Raw genomic sequence first — 17,702 nt, 5'->3', positions numbered from 1 at the left:
GTCTGAAAATCTGCGATATGGTTTCAGACGACCTCTGAATGTATGGGGTCAACCGTTAAACGGTTTGTTTTTATTGTTGATAGATAAGCATGAAACAAGCCGCTGACAGTATCAATCCTGCCGAACTCGTTTGCTTGCTGTTTTAAAGCATGACTAAATGGCTCACTTGGAGCTTAGACACGCATTCTTGTTCATCCACTATAATCCACTATTCTGTTTGACGAAAAGGTCGTCTGAAAGATTCAGACGACCTTTGACTGATAAATGCAATATCAGCAGTTTAATTCAACTGACTGAATACACTTATTTTTTCTTTTGAGCCGGCAGGTCGGTACAAGTACCCAGCGCCACTTCGGCAGCCATACCGATAGATTCGCCCAAGGTCGGGTGCGGATGGATGGTTTTGCCGATGTCTTCAGCGTCGCAGCCCATTTCGATGGCCAAGCAGATTTCGCCAATCATATCGCCGCCGTTCGGACCGACGATACCGCCGCCGATGATACGGCCGGTTTCGGCATCAAAAATCAGCTTGGTGAAGCCGTTATCGCAACCGTTGGCAATCGCACGGCCGGAAGCCGCCCACGGGAAGTTGGCTTTGGTAATTTTGCGGCCGGATGCTTTGGCAGACAATTCGGTTTCGCCAACCCATGCCACTTCGGGAGCGGTGTAAGCCACGCCCGGAATCACGCGTGCGTCGAAGTAAGCTTTGTGTCCGGCGCAGTTTTCAGCGGCAACGTGGCCTTCATGAACGGCTTTGTGCGCCAGCATAGGCTGACCGACGATGTCGCCGATGGCGTAGATGTGCGGCACATTGGTACGCATTTGTTTGTCGACTTCGATGAAGCCTCGGTCGGTTACGGCAACGCCTGCTTTTTCGGCGCTGATGAGTTTGCCGTTAGGCGCACGGCCGGCGGCAACCAATACGGCATCGTAGCGTTGCGGCTCTTTCGGCGCGTTTGCACCTTCGAAGGTAACGTAAACGCCGTCTTCTTTCGGCTCGACTGCGACGGTTTTGGTGTTGATCATGATGTTGTCAAAACGGTATTCGTTTTGTTTCTGCCATACTTTCACCAAATCGCGGTCTGCACCTTGCATCAGGCCGTCCATCATTTCAACGACGTCAAGACGTGAACCCAGCGTGCTGTAAACCGTACCCATTTCAAGGCCGATGATACCGCCGCCGATAATCAACAGCTTGCCCGGTACTTCTTTCAGAGCCAATGCGCCGCTGGAATCGATGATGCGCGGATCTTCAGGGATAAACGGCAGCTTGGTTACGCGGCTGCCCGCTGCGATGATACAGTTTTTGAACGCAACGATTTTTTTCTCGCCGGTAAGCGTAGCTTGCTCGTACACATCGCCGGTAGTCAGAGACACTTCCAAGTGGTGCGGATCTAAGAATTGACCGTCGCCTTGGATAACGTCCACTTTGCGGCCTTTTGCCATGCCTGCCAAACCGGTAGTCAGGCGGGAAACCACGCCGTCTTTGTAGCCGCGCAGCATGTCGATGTCGAGTTCGGGCTCAGGGTATTTGATGCCGTTTGCAGCCAAGTGGCGCACTTCGTCGATAACGGCAGCGTTGTGCAACAAGGCTTTGGAAGGGATACAGCCGACGTTCAAGCAAACGCCGCCCAAGGTTTTGTAACGCTCGACGATGGCAACTTTCAGACCTTCGTCAGCAGCGGCAAATGCAGCGGAGTAACCGCCGGGGCCGCCACCCAATACGACCACGTCGTACTCTGCATCGGCAGAACCGCCGAATTGCGCCGCTTGCGGTGCAGGTGCGGCAGCTTTAGGGGCTTCTTGCGCAGGGGCAGCAGCAGGTGCTTCAGCTTTAGGAGCGGCAGCCGCGCCTTCGGCTTCAACGACTACGATCAAGCCGCCTTCGGAGATTTTGTCGCCGACTTTGACTTTGACTTCTTTGACCACGCCAGCAACTTCGGCAGGTACGTCCATCGTCGCTTTGTCGGTTTCCAAGGTAATCAGGGTATCGTCAACGGCGATGGTGTCGCCTACGTTCACTTCAACCGCGATAATATCTACATTTTCGTGTCCGCCAATGTCGGGCACTTTCAATTCAACTAAGCTCATGTCTAATCTTTCTGAATGATATTCGGACTTCTGTTTTCAGACGACCTGTCAGGTTGTTTGCCGAAGGTCGTCTGAAATACGCTCGGATTACAGGGTAATGCGGCGGAAGTCTTTCAACAGGTTCGCCAGGAATACGGTGAAGCGCATACCGGCAGCACCGTCGATAACGCGGTGGTCGAAGGACAGGCTCAACGGACACATCAGGCGAGGAGCGAACTCTTTGCCGTTCCAAACCGGTTTGATTTGGGATTTGCACACGCCCAAGATAGCAACTTCAGGTGCGTTCACAATCGGAGTAAAGCCTGTACCGCCAATGCCGCCCAAGCTGGAAATGGTAAAGCATGCACCTTGCATTTCTTGCGGTTTGAGCTTGCCTTCGCGGGCTTTTTTAGACAATTCGGTCAGCTCTTGGCTGATTTCTTTCAGACCTTTTTGATCTACGTCTTTGATGACGGGAACAACCAAGCCGTTCGGCGTATCGGCTGCGAAACCGATATTGAAGTAGTTTTTCAGAACCAGATTGTCGCCGTCCAAAGAAGCGTTGAATTCAGGGAAGGCTTTCAGCGCAGAAACGGAGGCTTTGATGATGAACGCCAACGGGGACAGTTTCACGCCTTCGCGTTCCCATTCTTTGTTCAACTGTTTGCGGAATTCTTCCAATTCGGTCATGTCCGCTTCTTCGTGAACGGTAACGTGCGGAATCACAACCCAGTTGCGGGACAGGTTTTGACCGGAAATTTTCTTAATGCGGGACAATTCTTTAACTTCGACATTACCGAATTTGGAGAAGTCCACTTTAGGCCACGGCAGCAAGTCCAGACCGCCGCCCAAAGATGCGCCGGCAGCAGCAGGTTTCGCCGCACCGCCTTGCATCACGGATTTCACAAAGGCTTTAATGTCGTCGCCCATGATACGGCCTTTCAAGCCGGTACCTTTGACTTGACCCAAATCTACGCCCAATTCGCGCGCCAGTTTGCGTGCGGAAGGACCCGCGTGTGCTTTGGCGAAAGCGGCTTCGTCGATTTTGGCTGCGGCAGGTGCAGGAGCGGCAACAGGAGCCGGAGCGGCGGCAAGCGCAGCAGCCGGAGCGGGTGCTGCTGCCGGTGCAGCGGCTTGAGCAGGAGCGGGAGCGGCGGCAGAACCGGCGGTTTCCACTTCGATAATGGCAGTACCTTCGGATACTTTGTCGCCGACTTTCAGGAATACGGCTTTAACGACACCGGCAGCAGTACAAGGTACATCCATGGTCGCTTTGTCGGTTTCCAAAGTAATCAGCGTGTCATCTTCGGCAACGGTGTCGCCAACTTTAACTTCAACGGCGATTACATCTACATCAGTATGACCGCCAATATCAGGAACGGCTACTTGAACGGTTGCACCGCCTGCGGGAGCGGCAGCGGGTGCAGCGGCAGGCGCAGGTTGTGCTTCAGCGACAGGAGCCGGAGCGGCTTCAGCAGCGGCAGCACCGGTTTCAACGGTCAGAATCACGCCGCCTTCGGAGATTTTGTCGCCAACTTTGACTTTCACTTCTTTCACAACGCCTGCTGCATCGGCAGGTACGTCCATAGTGGCTTTGTCGGTTTCCAGAGTAATCAGGGTGTCGTCAACGGCGATGGTGTCGCCCGCTTTGACTTCTACTGCGATGATATCGACGTTTTCATGACCGCCGATATCGGGTACTTTGATTTCTACGATACTCATTTGAGTTCCTTTGATGATTTCGGTTTGAGGTCGTCTGAAAAACAGTTTCAGACGACATCACTTATGTTTTCCGGCACGGATAACCATTTCCAGAGCAGCCTTTCTGCACTTCGAGCTTTTTGCACGACTTGCGCCCGCTGCTTGTTAACTGGAGGTTTATCCGTTATACAAATCGTCAACGTATTCTTGATTCAGACGACCCCGCAAGCAAATTGACTTTGAGGTCGTCTGAAAACAGGATTAGCGTTTCCAGCTTGGAGCCACGTCGGCATTGATGCCGTATTTTTCGATGGCTTGCTGAACGGTTTCTTTGCTGACTTTGCCTTGTTCTGCTAATGCGCTCAATGCTGCCACGGCAACGTTGTAGCGGTCCACTTCAAAGAAGCGGCGCAGGTTGGCACGGCTGTCGGAACGGCCGAAACCATCGGTACCCAAGACATGGTAGTCGTTCGGGATGTACGCGCGGATACGGTCGGCATAGCTGCGGATATAGTCGGTAGCGGCGATAACCGGACCATCATGACCTTGCAGTTGAGAGGTCACGAAAGGCACTTTTTCAGCTTCCAGCGGATGCAGGCGGTTGAAACGTTCTGCTTCGATGGCATCGCGGTGCAACAGGTTGAAGGACGGGCAAGACCAAATATCTGCTTCTACGCCGAAGTCGGCTTTCAACAATTCGGCACCGGCAATCACTTCTTGCAGGATGGTACCGGAACCCATCAATTGAACTTTCTTGTCGCCTTTACCGCCGGCTTTCAACAAGTACATACCTTTCAGGATGTCTTGTTCCACGCCTTCGGGCATGTCCGGATGAGTGTAGTTCTCGTTCATCAGGGTGATGTAGTAGAACACGTCTTCATGGTTGACGTACATACGGCGCAGGCCATCATGTACGATAACGGCTACTTCGTATTGGAAGGTCGGATCGTATGTTACACAGTTCGGGATCAAATCGGCTTGAATATGGCTGTGGCCGTCTTCGTGTTGCAGGCCTTCGCCGTTCAAGGTTGTACGACCGGCAGTACCGCCCAACAGGAAGCCGCGCGCGTGCATATCGCCGGCAGCCCATGCCAAGTCGCCGACACGTTGGAAACCGAACATAGAATAGTAAATGTAGAACGGAATCATCGCGAAGTCGCTGTTGGCATAGCTGGTCGCTGCAGCAATCCAGTCAGCCATCGCGCCAGGCTCGTTAATACCTTCTTGCAGGATTTGACCGTCAACAGACTCTTTATAGAACATCAGTTGGTCTTTGTCTTGCGGGGTATATTGTTGGCCTTTCGGATTCCAAATACCGTATTGGCGGAACATACCTTCCATACCGAAGGTACGGCTTTCGTCAGGAACGATAGGTACGACGCGTTTGCCGATTTTTTTGTCTTTCAACAGAGTAGACAGAATGCGGACAAATGCCATAGTGGTCGAGAATTCACGGTCGCCACTGGATTTCAGTTGAGTCTCAAATGCAGACAACTCAGGCACTTCCAGAACTTCTTGGGTAGGCTTGCGTTGAGGCAGGTAGCCGCCCAAAGCTTCGCGACGTGCGTGCAGGTATTTGTACTCTTCGCTGTCGGGAGCGAAAGTCAGGTAAGGCAGATCGCCGCTGTCGATTTGCTCGTCGGTAACCGGAATGTCAAAGCGGTCGCGGAATTGTTTCAGAGACGCCTTGTCCATTTTTTTGGCTTGGTGGGCAACGTTTTGACCTTCACCGGATGCACCCATACCATAACCTTTAATGGTTTTCGCCAAAATTACGGTAGGTTTGCCGTCTGCATGGTTAGCTGCGCGGTCATAAGCGTTGTACACTTTTTGAGGGTCGTGACCGCCGCGGTTCAATGCCCAAATTTCGTCATCGGTCATATCGGCAACCAATGCTTTCAATTCAGGAGTATTGAAGAAGTGTTCGCGGACGTACGCGCCGTCTTTGGATTTGTAAGTTTGGTAGTCGCCGTCCAAACATTCTTCCATGCGTTTGCGCAGGATGCCGTCTTTGTCTTTTGCCAAGAGGCGGTCCCAACGGCGGCCCCAAATGACTTTGACAACATTCCAGCCGGCGCCGGCAAAGTTGCCTTCCAATTCTTGGATGATTTTGCCGTTACCGCGGACAGGACCGTCCAAACGTTGCAGGTTACAGTTGATGACGAAAATCAGGTTGTCCAAACCTTCGCGTGCAGCCAATGCGATGGCGCCTTGTGATTCGGGTTCGTCCATTTCGCCGTCGCCGCAGAAACACCATACTTTACGGCCTTTGGTTTTTGCCAGACCGCGGGATTCCAAGTATTTCAGGAAACGGGCTTGGTAAATCGCCATGATCGGACCCAAACCCATAGATACGGTCGGGAATTGCCAGAAATCAGGCAGCAAGTGCGGATGCGGGTAAGAAGGCAGACCATGTCCGTCCACTTCCTGACGGAAATTGTTCAGTTGGTCTTCAGTCAGACGGCCTTCAACGAAAGCGCGGGCATAGATACCTGGAGAAACGTGGCCTTGGAAGAATATCAAATCACCTTCTTCACCTTCGCCTTTAGCTTTCCAGAAGTGGTTGAAACCCACTTCGTACATGGTTGCGGCAGATTGGAAAGATGCGATATGACCACCCAGCTCCAAATCTTTTTTACCGGCGCGCAATACGATGGCGGCAGCGTTCCAGCGCACGAATGCACGGATGCGGTGTTCGATGTTTTGATCGCCCGGAATGCCTTTTTCGTCTTCAACCGAAACGGTATTCAAATACGGGGTGGTTGTGCCGTGAGGCATACGGACGCCTTTGTCGCGGCTGTATTTAACCAGATGTTCCAACAAGTATTGTGCGCGTTCGCTGCCTTCGTATTCTAGAACTGAGCTTAACGCGTCCAACCACTCTTGGGTTTCAATCGGGTCAACATCGTGTAATTGGGTGGACATAGTATCTATCCTTATGTTGAGTGTTATTCAATGACAGAGGGTTATACCCCTAATGTTTTCGTTTGCGAAAATTGATATACAAAAACGAAAATTCCTAAAATTAAATCAAACGCAAAACCACAATTACCCTAATATTATCAATTAATTAAAAATAAAATTGAAAATAAAGGGCGCAATGAGTCATTTATTTGAATTTATTCCGCCGCAAATCGTATCAGTAATTGGAATAACTGGCAAATTACAATTTATAACATCGGTTTTATTCTGAACAATGGGTATATGGATTTGATTAAATTCTGCTCGCTTTTAAACAAAAAAGAAAATTTTTAGATTAATTATTTTCCAAAACCAACAAAGGGTCGTATTTTCCATTATCAGCCGAATAGAAATACTTCATCAAATTTGTTAACAGTTAAATAAAATCAATCAAATTCAGACGAGCCATTCCGTTAATGCAGCCTCCAAGCGTTCCAGCCCTTCCGCCATATCCTCATCGTTTAACAGCAGGCTGGGGGCGAAACGCACGACATCGGCTCCGGCAACCAATACCATCAGGCCGTGTTTCAGCGCAGCGGCGGTAATTTCTGAAGCGCGGCCTTGGTATTGGTCCGCCAGCACGCAGCCGATGAGCAGCCCCATGCCGCGGACTTCTTTAAATACGCCGGTTTTCTCGCCTAATCCCCGCAAGGTCGTCTGAAATTTTTGTCCTTGTTTTTCCACGTGCACCAAGGTTTCGGGTGCGTTGATGATGTCGAACGCGCGGCTGCCGACGGCGCACGCCATCGGATTACCGCCGAAAGTCGAGCCGTGCGTACCCGGCCCGAAGGTCGGGGCGATTTTATCGGTGGTCAGAATTGCGCCGATGGGGAAGCCGCCACCTAAGGCTTTGGCGGAACTGAGAATATCGGGCGTAATGCCGTAATGCTCGTAGGCGAACAGTTTGCCCGTGTGCCCCATGCCGGTTTGCACTTCGTCCAAAATCAGTAATGCGCCGTGTTCGTCGCACAAACGGCGCGCGGCTTGCAGATATTCCTGCGTGGCAGGCAGGATGCCGCTTTCGCCTTGAATCGGCTCGATGATTACGGCGCAAGTGTTTTCGTTGATGGCAGCTTCCAATGCGGCAATATCGTTGAACGGAACATGGGTAATGCCTTGCGGCAGCGGCGCATAGTCTTTGCTGTATTTGGGCTGACCGCCGACTGAGACGGTAAACAGCGTGCGGCCGTGGAAGCTATTTAGGCAGGAGATGATTTCGGTTTTGTGTCCGCCAAAATGATCGCGCCCGTATTTTCGCGCCAGTTTCAGCGCGGCTTCGTTGGCTTCCGCGCCGGAATTGCAAAAGAATACTTTGTCGGCGAAGGTATGTTCTACCAGCTTTTGCGCCAATTCCTGTGCGGGTTTGGTGGTGTAGATATTGGAAATGTGCCACAATTTTTGCGACTGCTCCGCCAGCGCGGCAATCAAATCGGGATGGCAATGTCCCAACGCGTTGACCGCAATACCGCCCGACAAGTCGATGTATTCACGGCCTTCGGTATCCCAGACGCGGCTGCCGAGGGCGCGTTCGGGAATCATGGGGGCGAATGAAAAATTTGGGGTCAGGTAGTTTTGCATCCGATTTCCTTTGCGGTTTTAAGTCTGGTGTATATTCAATGAATGGCGTTGCTTCGTATGGTCTCGTCCGACAGGGTATGAGACATTTCCTATCCAGATTGTCTTTGAACCGAATACAACAACGCCGTTGCAGATATAGTGGATTAACTAAATCAGGACAAGGCGACGAAGCTGCAGACAGTACAGATAGTACGGAACCGATTCACTTGGTGCTTCAGCACCTTAGAGAATCGTTCTCTTTGAGCTAAGGCGAGGCAACGCCGTCCTAGTTTAAAGTTAAGCCACTATATTGAGTCAATTCGGCGATTATGCGCCGATTGAGACAATGTGTCATCCGTAGTCGGATCCAAATATTTAGATCATGCAACCACCATCAACAAAGGTCGTCTGAAAACACAGATTTAATCTGCCAAACGTTTTCAGACGACCTTTTTGCGTAACATTCACGCCAAGCTTTAGCTTTAATAGCTCAGTCAAAGCAAGGACTGAGCATCTCTATCCCTTTGTTTCAGATTGATTTCTGCCAAACACATTTCCGCAGCCGTCAAACCCGACTGTACCGCCGCTTCCAGCGTAGCCGGATAGCGCGGGTGCAGGTAGTCGCCTGCCGGATAGATGCGCCGCTGGTGCAACCAAGCAAAATCGGGAGTGGCGGAATCAGGCGTGCAGGCTGTGGTCGCGCGTTTTTCAGTGATGACGCGGACGGCTTCGGGTTCGTCCAAATAAGGGCAGATGCGTTTTACGTCGGCATGGACTTTCTCTGCCCACTCTTGGCTTTTAAACGCGCCGACATGGTCGGAAACGCTGATGACGGCAGCGACTTCGTTTGCCGGCAAACCAAGTGCACCACGATACACCAGCCATTGTGCCGTACCATCGGCAAATCCGGTCAGCGGCGCGGGCAGATGGACAGGAACGGCATAGCGAAGATAGATGGTAGTAATCGAGTGGTATTGGAGGTTTTGATAGGTCGTCTGAATATAGCCCGGGGTATCTTCAGGGAAAAGATGAACGGCATGATACGGCGCAGTCGCAACAATAACGGCATCAAAAGCCTCATCATTCACAACGACCCGTCCGTCAAGAAGGTTTTTCAGACGACCCACACGGGTTTCAAGACGAATATCCGTACCGAATTGCTTGAGTTTTGCCAGCGCAGGTTCGGCGATGATTGCGCCCAAATCGCGCTTGGGTAAAAGGTAGTCGCTGCCGGATTTATCCGCCCATACGCCGTCGGACAACACATTGCACAATACCCGCAAACTTGCGTGTTCCAAGGGCGTATTGAGCGCGCCCCACACCAGCGGCTGCCAAAACTCTGTAACCAGCCTGCGCGGGACATTGCGCTGCCGCAGCCATTGGGCAACAGCCAAATCAGCGCGCTTGCCGCGTGCGTAATGCTGCAACGCGGACATATCAGATAACAGCTTGGTTTTCAGTGAAAACGAAACGTTTTTAGCACGCAATATGCCGGTCAAAATATGCAGCGGCGAAGGAAGGTTCGTACTTTGAAACTGCAAACCTTCATACATATGCCATTGCAGCGGCAAACGGCAAAAAGCGGCTTCAGGGTCAGCACCGATGTGCTCCATCAGCGTCAATACGCCGTGATAGGCACCGAGCAAAATATGCTGCCCATTGTCCAAAAAACTGAATCCGTCAGCGCTCCCAGCCAAAGTACGCGCCCGTCCGCCCGCCTGCCGGCCGGCTTCAAACACAGTAACATCGGCACGGCGCGCCAACGACACTGCGGCAGACAAACCTGCCCAGCCTGCGCCGACGACGGCAATTTTCGGGCGAAGATGCAGAGTGTTCATGGCTTAAATCCGAATAACCAGGTTTTCAGAGCAATACGCTTTTTGCGAGGTGAAGGAATGGCAATTTTATAAGTCAGAACGTTTTGCGCGCCGTCGCGGTCGATTTCGTTCAGCAACGCGTAATAAATCGCCACCATGACCAATCCGACTTTTTGAGATTTTTTATCGGCGGCGGGCAAGAGCGACATCGCCTCACGATAAGTCTCACGGGCGCGTGAAACTTGAAAGCGCATCAGTTCGGTAAAATTATCCGTCGGCTTACACTGCATAATCACGCTTGCAGGCACGTCAAACCGCTGCATTTCCTCCATCGGCAGGTAAATCCGACCGTTGCGTGCATCCTCGCCGACATCGCGGATAATGTTCGTCAGTTGCAGCGCAAGGCCCATTTTATCGGCGTATTCCAGCGTTCGGTCGTCTGAAAATCCCAAAATCCGAGCAATCAGGCAGCCGACTACGCCGGCGACGCGGTGGCAATACAGTTTCAACTCTTCAAAACTGCCGTAACGCGCCTGAACCAAATCCATCTGCATCCCGTCGATTAAGGCTTCCAGTTCATATTTCGGAAGCTTGAAGGTTTCCTTGACCTGCCGCAAAGCCTGATTAACCGGATGCTCCGGCATCACGCCGCCGAATACCTTGTCCAAATCGCCGCGCCACCAGTTCAACGTTGCCTGCGCCACATTCGGATCGGAACAGTCATCGACCACATCGTCCAATTCGCGGCAAAAAGCATACAAAACCGTTATCGCATCCCGCTTTTCCTGCGGCAGGAAACGGAAGCCCGACAAAAAACTGGAGCGGCTTTCCTCTGCCTTCTGACGGCAATAATTAAGTCCTTGCACGGCGTGTCCTAAAAATATGGTTATGAAGGACGATTTTATCGGGATTTGGGGAATTGTGGCAATTTCAGACGACCTTTCATCCCTATATTGTTCAAATCGTCCATATTTGATTTACTTCATTTTTAAGACAAGTTAATATAGACAATCGACTCTCTTAATACCAATTATATTTTATAGTCATGAACATTACGTCTAAAACACTTATCCTAACCATCCTGCTTTCCATCTCAGGAATGCAGGCTTATGCGGCAAAACCACATTACACCCCGCGTCACAATATCTCTCAAAACAGTGAAAACCAAGCCTTCCGATTGATTCAAGAAATGGCGAAACAGGGGGACACCCGCTCTCAACTTGACTTAGGCACTATGTATGCAAAAGGCATAGGCACAACGCAGGATTACGAGCAGGCTAAATACTGGTTTGAAAAAGCAGCGCACAACGACAACGCCGAAGCGCAATTCAATCTTGGAATCATTTATTACGAAGGTCAAGGAACGGCACAAGACTATCGCCAAGCCAAATTTTGGTGGGAAAAGGCAGCCGAACAGGGCAATGCAGAAGCAGCGTTTGATTTAGGCATCATTCACTATGCCGGTATAGGCGTTCCACAAGACTATATACAGGCAAAAACTTGGTTTCACAAAGCAGCAGACCAAGGGGAAGACAGTGCGCAATTTTACTTGGGTTTGATGTATTACTCAGGTGAAGGCGTAGGCCAAGATTATAAACTTGCCAAGTCATGGTTTGAAAAAGCCGCCAAGAAAGGCAATGCCAAAGCGCAATATAATTTAGGCATCATGTATGCAGAGGGACAAGGCGTTACCCAAAATTATCCCAAGGCAAAATATTGGTACAAAAAAGCGGCAGAACAAGGCAATGCCAACGCCCAAAACAACTTAGGCGTTTTATACGAAAACGGACAAGGGGTAACCCAAAACTTTACCCAGGCAAAATCTTGGTTTGAAAAAGCCGCCGCCCAAGGCAATACGCTCGCGCAACATGCTTTGGAATACATTGTGCAGCAAAATCAAAACTGAACCCTGGATTTTTCCAATACACCATTATCAATGGGTGAACCCTGTTGAATGCTCAGAGGGCAACTTTGCAAAGAAAGCTAAAAACAATAAGGCATACGGTTATAGTTATAACTGTATGCCTTATTTGCTGTTTCAATCCAATTTCAATTGCAATATTTATTGATATCGCTTTGATAATGTTTAATCAAATCATCACGATTTGCAGTGCGCGCACTTTCCGCAAACTGACGGTTTACGCGGGCAATCCGACAGTTGTCTTCTTTATTTTTGCGGTTTTCTTCTTCAACCTTCTTATTCTGCTCCTCAACCTGCTTATTCTGCGCCAAAATCTTCTCGTTCAGCTTAGCCTGCTGTTCTGACAGCGTCCCTTCTTGGGCATTTTCCGGTTTGGCAACCGCAGGCGTCACGTTACGGGTTCGAATGTTCACAATATTCGAACGTTCCGGCTGCAAACGATTAGGCGTATCGGAGTAGCTGGTACTGCCACTGCCGCTTTTCCATGTATAAACATTATTTCCGGCCATTGCTCCGGCAGCATACAAAACGCCAAGCAAAAATAAGGATAAAGATGATTTGTTCATTTTGTTTTCATCGTAAACGTGTTTTCAGACGACCCTATTCTACTTGATTTTTAAAAATATGTCATATTAATTCAAAAATATGCATCGTAATGGTGTCGTAAAAAAATAATCTCAAATTGCAAACAATCCGCTGTCAACAAATCTTAGCGGGTGTTATAATGCCGTGCATCTTGCACAAACTGAAAGACTGAGCATCATGCGTATCGTAGAAAAAGCCTATACTTTCGACGATGTTTTGTTGGTTCCTGCACATTCAACCGTGCTGCCACGAGACGTTAAACTTCAAACCAAGCTCACCCGCGAAATCACGCTCAACCTCCCCTTACTTTCCGCCGCGATGGACACCGTTACCGAAGCACGCCTCGCCATTTCTATGGCGCAAGAAGGCGGTATCGGCATTATCCATAAAAACATGACACCCGAAATGCAGGCGCGTGCCGTTTCCAAAGTGAAACGCCATGAGAGCGGCGTGGTGAAAGACCCGGTAACGGTTGCCCCGACGACACTCATCCGCGAAGTATTGGAAATGCGCGCGCAACGCAAACGCAAAATGTCCGGCCTGCCCGTCGTTGAAAACGGCAAAGTAGTAGGTATCGTTACCAACCGCGACCTGCGTTTTGAAAACCGCCTCGACCTGCCCGTTTCCGCCATCATGACCCCGCGCGAACGCTTGGTTACCGTTCCCGAAGGCACAAGCATCGACGAAGCGCGCGAACTGATGCACGAACATAAAGTCGAGCGCGTTTTGGTCTTGAACGAAAAAGACGAGCTTAAAGGCTTGATTACCGTAAAAGATATTTTGAAAACCACCGAGTTTCCAAATGCCAACAAAGACTCCGAAGGCCGTTTGCGCGTAGGCGCGGCAGTCGGCACCGGCGGTGACACCGAAGAGCGCGTAAAAGCCTTGGTCGGAGCAGGAGTCGACGTCATCGTCGTCGATACTGCACACGGCCATAGCCAAGGCGTTATCGAGCGCGTGAAATGGGTGAAAGAAACCTATCCGCACATCCAAGTCATCGGCGGCAATATCGCAACCGCCAAAGCCGCTTTGGATTTGGTCGCAGCAGGTGCAGATGCTGTCAAAGTCGGTATCGGACCGGGTTCGATTTGCACCACCCGTATCGTTGCAGGCGTAGGCGTGCCGCAACTGACCGCCATTCACAACGTTGCCGAAGCCCTCAAAGGCACCGGCGTTCCACTGATTGCCGACGGCGGCATCCGCTTCTCCGGCGACATCGCCAAAGCCTTGGCAGCGGGCGCATACAGCGTCATGCTCGGCGGTATGTTTGCCGGTACGGAAGAAGCACCGGGCGAAATCGAACTCTACCAAGGCCGCTCGTACAAATCCTACCGCGGCATGGGTTCTCTGGGTGCAATGAGCCAAGGCTCCGCCGACCGCTACTTCCAAGATAAAACCGACAGCACCGACAAATATGTCCCCGAAGGTATCGAAGGCCGCGTTCCCTACAAAGGTCCGATTGTGAACATTATTCACCAACTGACCGGTGGCCTGCGTTCCAGCATGGGCTATTTGGGCTGCGCCAATATCGCAGAAATGCACGAAAAAGCGGAATTTGTAGAAATCACCTCTGCGGGCATGAGCGAATCACACGTTCACGATGTTCAAATTACCAAAGAAGCACCAAACTATCACCGCTAAGGTAAAGTGAAAAAAGGTCGTCTGAAAAGCTTTTCAGACGACCTTACTTACAAAAAAATTACAAATCGTTATTCCACTTCAACTGGCTTGCCTTGCTTATCAATATAAAAGAATTCATCTTCACTAAAATCTTCGTCTTTAAACATATTCTTCATATTAACAAGTGCTACACCATTTTGGAAATCATTGAAAGTACCAAATTTGAACGGGATAACCACTTTGCCAGTTTTATCTAAATAGCCGAATTTGCCGTTTAATTCCGCACCAATCAAACCCTCACTCAATGAACCTAAATATTCATATTTAAAGGGGATAACTACCTTTCCCTTTTTATCGATATAACCGTATTTATCATTTTGTGAAACCCTTGCCATACCATCTTCAAAATTAGAAGCGCTTTTATATCGCGCAGGAATTACCCACTGATTTCTTTTATCGATATAACCCCATTTATCAAGAATCTGAACAGCGGCTACACCTTCATTAAAATAAAAAGCCTCTTCATATTTTGGTGGAATAACCATCTCACCTTTTGTATTGATATAGCCATATTTATTTGTATCAGCAGTGACAACTGCAGCCAGTCCTTCACTGAATGAATCGGCTTTAACATATTGAAACGGAATGACAACTTTGCCATTTTTGTCAATAAAGCCCCATCTGCCTTTTTGTTTGACAGGAGCAATACCTTGTTCAAAATCACCAGGCAAGTCTTGAAATTTTAAAGGAATAACTTCTTTACCACTGGCATTGATATAACCGCATAAAATCTGATCTGATTTTCCTACTATTTTACAAACTGCTGCCAATCCTTCAGAAAAATCGCGGGCAACGTAATATTTGAGCGGAACAATAACTTTCCCTTGTCGATTGACAAAACCATACAAAAAAGGAATCTTCTCGTTACCCGGCTTAGTAACCATAGACAAGCCTTCTTCATTCAGACAATAAACCGTGTCATAACCTTCTCTGCCGGATAATTTTGGTTTTTCGCAGGTATCAGCCAGTGCAATAGGCATATACACTGATGCAATGAAAGCGCCTAATAATATTTTCTTCATACATTAACCTTGTTGAAAATGATGCGCGAATTTTATAAAAATTCATAAGGCATGTCCATATTCAAAACCGGCAAGATTACTGAAAATATTTTCAGACGACCTCTTATTCACAATATAGTGGATTAAATTTAAATCAGGACAAGGCGAGGTAACGCCGTACTGGTTTAAAGTTAATCTACTATACAAGCACTGGTTTTATCTATAAGCCTTTAATCATCATATTTTACCTTGCAACTATTTCTTAAAAATATAGAAAATCAGCTACACTTCCTTAGCCATAAAAATATTTTCCAGTGTTTTCCTAAATGCCATCATATTAATGCTTTCGTCTATATCAATTTCGATGTGTTTTTTAATTTTCAGAGATTCCTGAATATCTTCCCCAAAATCAAAAGATAAAACGTGATCAATTAAATTATAAGCAACATCATTACTCTCAATTGAAAAAGTTTGCTCATTAAACTCAAAATAGATTTTATCGTCTTCGTTTTGATTGAAGGTTAAAGTGAAGTAATGAAAATCTCCCAAATCAAAATAGATATAAGATAAACCTTCATCATCAGACTCTTCAAACAAGATCTCTATTGGCTTCCACATAACTGATGTCCATATAAATTTTATATAAATCCCTATTTTCCAGCTTATTATTTTTTTATTTTATTCTTTATTCCTTATTCCAACCTTAACTCATCGGCATCATAGCATCTCTTTCTATGTGAACTTAAATAAAAATTCAATTTTTTTTTTGAAAATCAGAACGCTCAATTAAATTCCAGCCTAAATAACTATTATGCCATCAATTAGAAACCTGACAATTGAAACAAATTTCGTTTTTTCAGACGACCTTCCAAACCAAGCCTTTACAGCAAGTTACCCTGCCCTAAAATCTCAAAAACTGTTAGAATACGGGGCTGTTTGAGCATATATTGCTCCCTGTGCAAACCGATGTTGACGTGAAACAAACTTACAGTCGGTTTCATAGCAGTTTTGGCGCCACCATCGGTATAATCGCCGTTGATGTGCTTTCAGCGATACTCACAGGTCGTCTGAAATGTAACAAAGCTACTTTTCTTTTTTCATCCTCATTTGGAGAATATTCATGAGCGCAATCGTTGATATTTTTGCCCGCGAGATTTTGGATTCACGCGGCAACCCCACCGTAGAATGCGATGTATTGCTGGAGTCCGGCGTAATGGGCCGTGCCGCCGTACCGAGCGGTGCGTCTACCGGTCAAAAAGAGGCTTTGGAACTTCGCGACGGCGACAAATCCCGCTACTCGGGCAAAGGCGTATTGAAAGCAGTTGAACACGTCAACAACCAAATTGCCCAAGCCCTGATCGGCATCGATGCCAACGAACAGTCCTACATCGACAAAATCATGATCGAGCTGGACGGCACTGAAAACAAAGGCAATTTGGGTGCGAATGCTACTTTGGCAGTTTCTATGGCTGTTGCCCGCGCGGCTGCCGAAGATTCAGGTCTGCCGCTGTACCGTTACTTGGGCGGCGCCGGTCCTATGGCTTTGCCTGTTCCGATGATGAACGTTATCAACGGCGGCGAACATGCCAATAACAGCCTGAACATTCAAGAATTTATGATTATGCCTGTCGGCGCAAAATCCTTCCGCGAAGCCCTGCGCTGCGGCGCCGAAATTTTCCACGCGCTGAAAAAACTGTGCGACGGTAAAGGCTTCCCGACTACTGTCGGAGATGAAGGCGGTTTCGCACCTAACCTGAACAGCCACAAAGAAGCCCTGCAACTGATGGTTGAAGCAACCGAAGCCGCTGGTTACAAAGCAGGCGATGATGTCTTGTTTGCTTTGGACTGCGCATCCAGCGAGTTCTACAAAGACGGCAAATACCACTTGGAAGCCGAAGGCCGTTCTTACACCAGCGCAGAATTTGCCGAATACCTCGAGGGCTTGGTTAACGAATTCCCGATTATCTCCATCGAAGACGGTATGGATGAAAACGACTGGGAAGGCTGGAAACTCCTTACCGAAAAACTCGGCAGCAAAGTACAACTGGTCGGCGATGACTTGTTCGTAACCAATCCGAAAATCCTTGCCGAAGGCATCGAAAAAGGCGTGGCAAACGCATTGCTGGTCAAAGTCAACCAAATCGGTACTTTGAGCGAAACCTTGCAAGCGGTTGACTTGGCAAAACGCAGCCGTTACGCCAGTGTAATGAGCCACCGTTCGGGCGAAACCGAAGACAGCACCATTGCCGACTTGGCAGTCGCTACCAACTGTATGCAGATCAAAACCGGCTCATTGAGCCGCTCCGACCGCATGGCGAAATACAACCAACTGCTGCGCATCGAGGAAGAATTGGCAGAAGCTGCCTACTACCCCGGCAAAGCCGCATTCTATCAACTGGGCAAATAAGA

Annotated in this window: 12 protein-coding genes; 3 read left to right on the top strand and 9 right to left on the bottom strand. The window is 48.9% G+C overall.

The window, feature by feature from the left end; translation table 11 throughout:
• Positions 1 to 303: 303 nt before the first annotated feature.
• The 6 genes from lpdA to hpnD all read right to left on the bottom strand — a co-directional run bounded on the left by lpdA (position 304) and on the right by hpnD (position 10,972).
• Complete coding sequence (lpdA, locus tag H3L95_RS03150; RefSeq protein ID WP_003756785.1) at positions 304 to 2,091, bottom strand: dihydrolipoyl dehydrogenase; 1,788 nt, start codon at positions 2,089 to 2,091, stop codon at positions 304 to 306.
• 87 nt (positions 2,092 to 2,178) lie between these two features.
• Positions 2,179 to 3,792 carry a dihydrolipoyllysine-residue acetyltransferase gene (aceF, locus tag H3L95_RS03145; RefSeq protein WP_182096203.1) on the bottom strand — a complete coding sequence of 538 codons (1,614 nt, stop codon included), beginning with the start codon at positions 3,790 to 3,792 and terminating at the stop codon, positions 2,179 to 2,181.
• A gap of 240 nt (positions 3,793 to 4,032) precedes the next feature.
• Positions 4,033 to 6,696 (bottom strand): pyruvate dehydrogenase (acetyl-transferring), homodimeric type, encoded by a 2,664-nt coding sequence (gene aceE / locus H3L95_RS03140; RefSeq protein ID WP_003756777.1) that lies wholly within the window; start codon positions 6,694 to 6,696, stop codon positions 4,033 to 4,035.
• Positions 6,697 to 7,128: 432 nt separating this feature from the next.
• Entirely contained in the window at positions 7,129 to 8,310 is a 1,182-nt protein-coding gene (locus H3L95_RS03135; RefSeq protein ID WP_003756774.1) for an aspartate aminotransferase family protein, read from the bottom strand.
• A gap of 473 nt (positions 8,311 to 8,783) precedes the next feature.
• On the bottom strand, positions 8,784 to 10,127 hold the full coding sequence (gene hpnE, locus H3L95_RS03130; protein WP_003756768.1) for a hydroxysqualene dehydroxylase HpnE: 1,344 nt from the start codon (positions 10,125 to 10,127) through the stop codon (positions 8,784 to 8,786).
• Positions 10,124 to 10,972, bottom strand: coding sequence for a presqualene diphosphate synthase HpnD (hpnD, locus tag H3L95_RS03125; RefSeq protein ID WP_003756766.1), 849 nt, complete (start codon positions 10,970 to 10,972; stop codon positions 10,124 to 10,126). The genes hpnE and hpnD overlap by 4 nt, the downstream gene beginning before the upstream one ends.
• Positions 10,973 to 11,151: 179 nt before the next feature.
• On the opposite strand from hpnD, the gene H3L95_RS03120 reads away from it, so the two are divergent.
• Positions 11,152 to 12,012 (top strand): tetratricopeptide repeat protein, encoded by an 861-nt coding sequence (locus H3L95_RS03120; RefSeq protein ID WP_003756765.1) that lies wholly within the window; start codon positions 11,152 to 11,154, stop codon positions 12,010 to 12,012.
• A gap of 143 nt (positions 12,013 to 12,155) precedes the next feature.
• Here H3L95_RS03120 and H3L95_RS03115 read toward each other — a convergent pair whose 3' ends face one another.
• Positions 12,156 to 12,593: a DUF4124 domain-containing protein gene (locus H3L95_RS03115; RefSeq protein WP_003756761.1), complete on the bottom strand. Its 438-nt coding sequence runs from the start codon at positions 12,591 to 12,593 to the stop codon at positions 12,156 to 12,158.
• A 196-nt stretch (positions 12,594 to 12,789) separates the two neighbouring features.
• On the opposite strand from H3L95_RS03115, the gene guaB reads away from it, so the two are divergent.
• The gene (gene guaB / locus H3L95_RS03110; RefSeq protein ID WP_003756759.1) at positions 12,790 to 14,253 is read left to right on the top strand and encodes an IMP dehydrogenase; all 1,464 of its coding nucleotides are present in this window, start codon (positions 12,790 to 12,792) and stop codon (positions 14,251 to 14,253) included.
• 68 nt (positions 14,254 to 14,321) lie between these two features.
• Here guaB and H3L95_RS03105 read toward each other — a convergent pair whose 3' ends face one another.
• Both H3L95_RS03105 and H3L95_RS03100 read right to left on the bottom strand, forming a co-directional pair.
• A complete protein-coding gene (locus H3L95_RS03105) occupies positions 14,322 to 15,314 on the bottom strand; it encodes a WG repeat-containing protein (RefSeq protein WP_003756757.1) in 993 nt (330 codons plus the stop codon).
• 261 nt (positions 15,315 to 15,575) lie between these two features.
• Positions 15,576 to 15,911 carry an RNA polymerase subunit sigma gene (locus tag H3L95_RS03100; protein ID WP_070774344.1) on the bottom strand — a complete coding sequence of 112 codons (336 nt, stop codon included), beginning with the start codon at positions 15,909 to 15,911 and terminating at the stop codon, positions 15,576 to 15,578.
• A gap of 502 nt (positions 15,912 to 16,413) precedes the next feature.
• Here H3L95_RS03100 and eno point away from each other — a divergent pair.
• Positions 16,414 to 17,700 carry a phosphopyruvate hydratase gene (gene eno, locus H3L95_RS03095; protein WP_003756747.1) on the top strand — a complete coding sequence of 429 codons (1,287 nt, stop codon included), beginning with the start codon at positions 16,414 to 16,416 and terminating at the stop codon, positions 17,698 to 17,700.
• The last annotated feature ends 2 nt before the right edge of the window (positions 17,701 to 17,702 follow it).

Source organism: Neisseria sicca (assembly GCF_014054945.1).
Taxonomy (GTDB): Bacteria; Pseudomonadota; Gammaproteobacteria; order Burkholderiales; family Neisseriaceae; genus Neisseria; species Neisseria sicca.
This window is presented reverse-complemented; position numbering and strand designations above follow the sequence as displayed.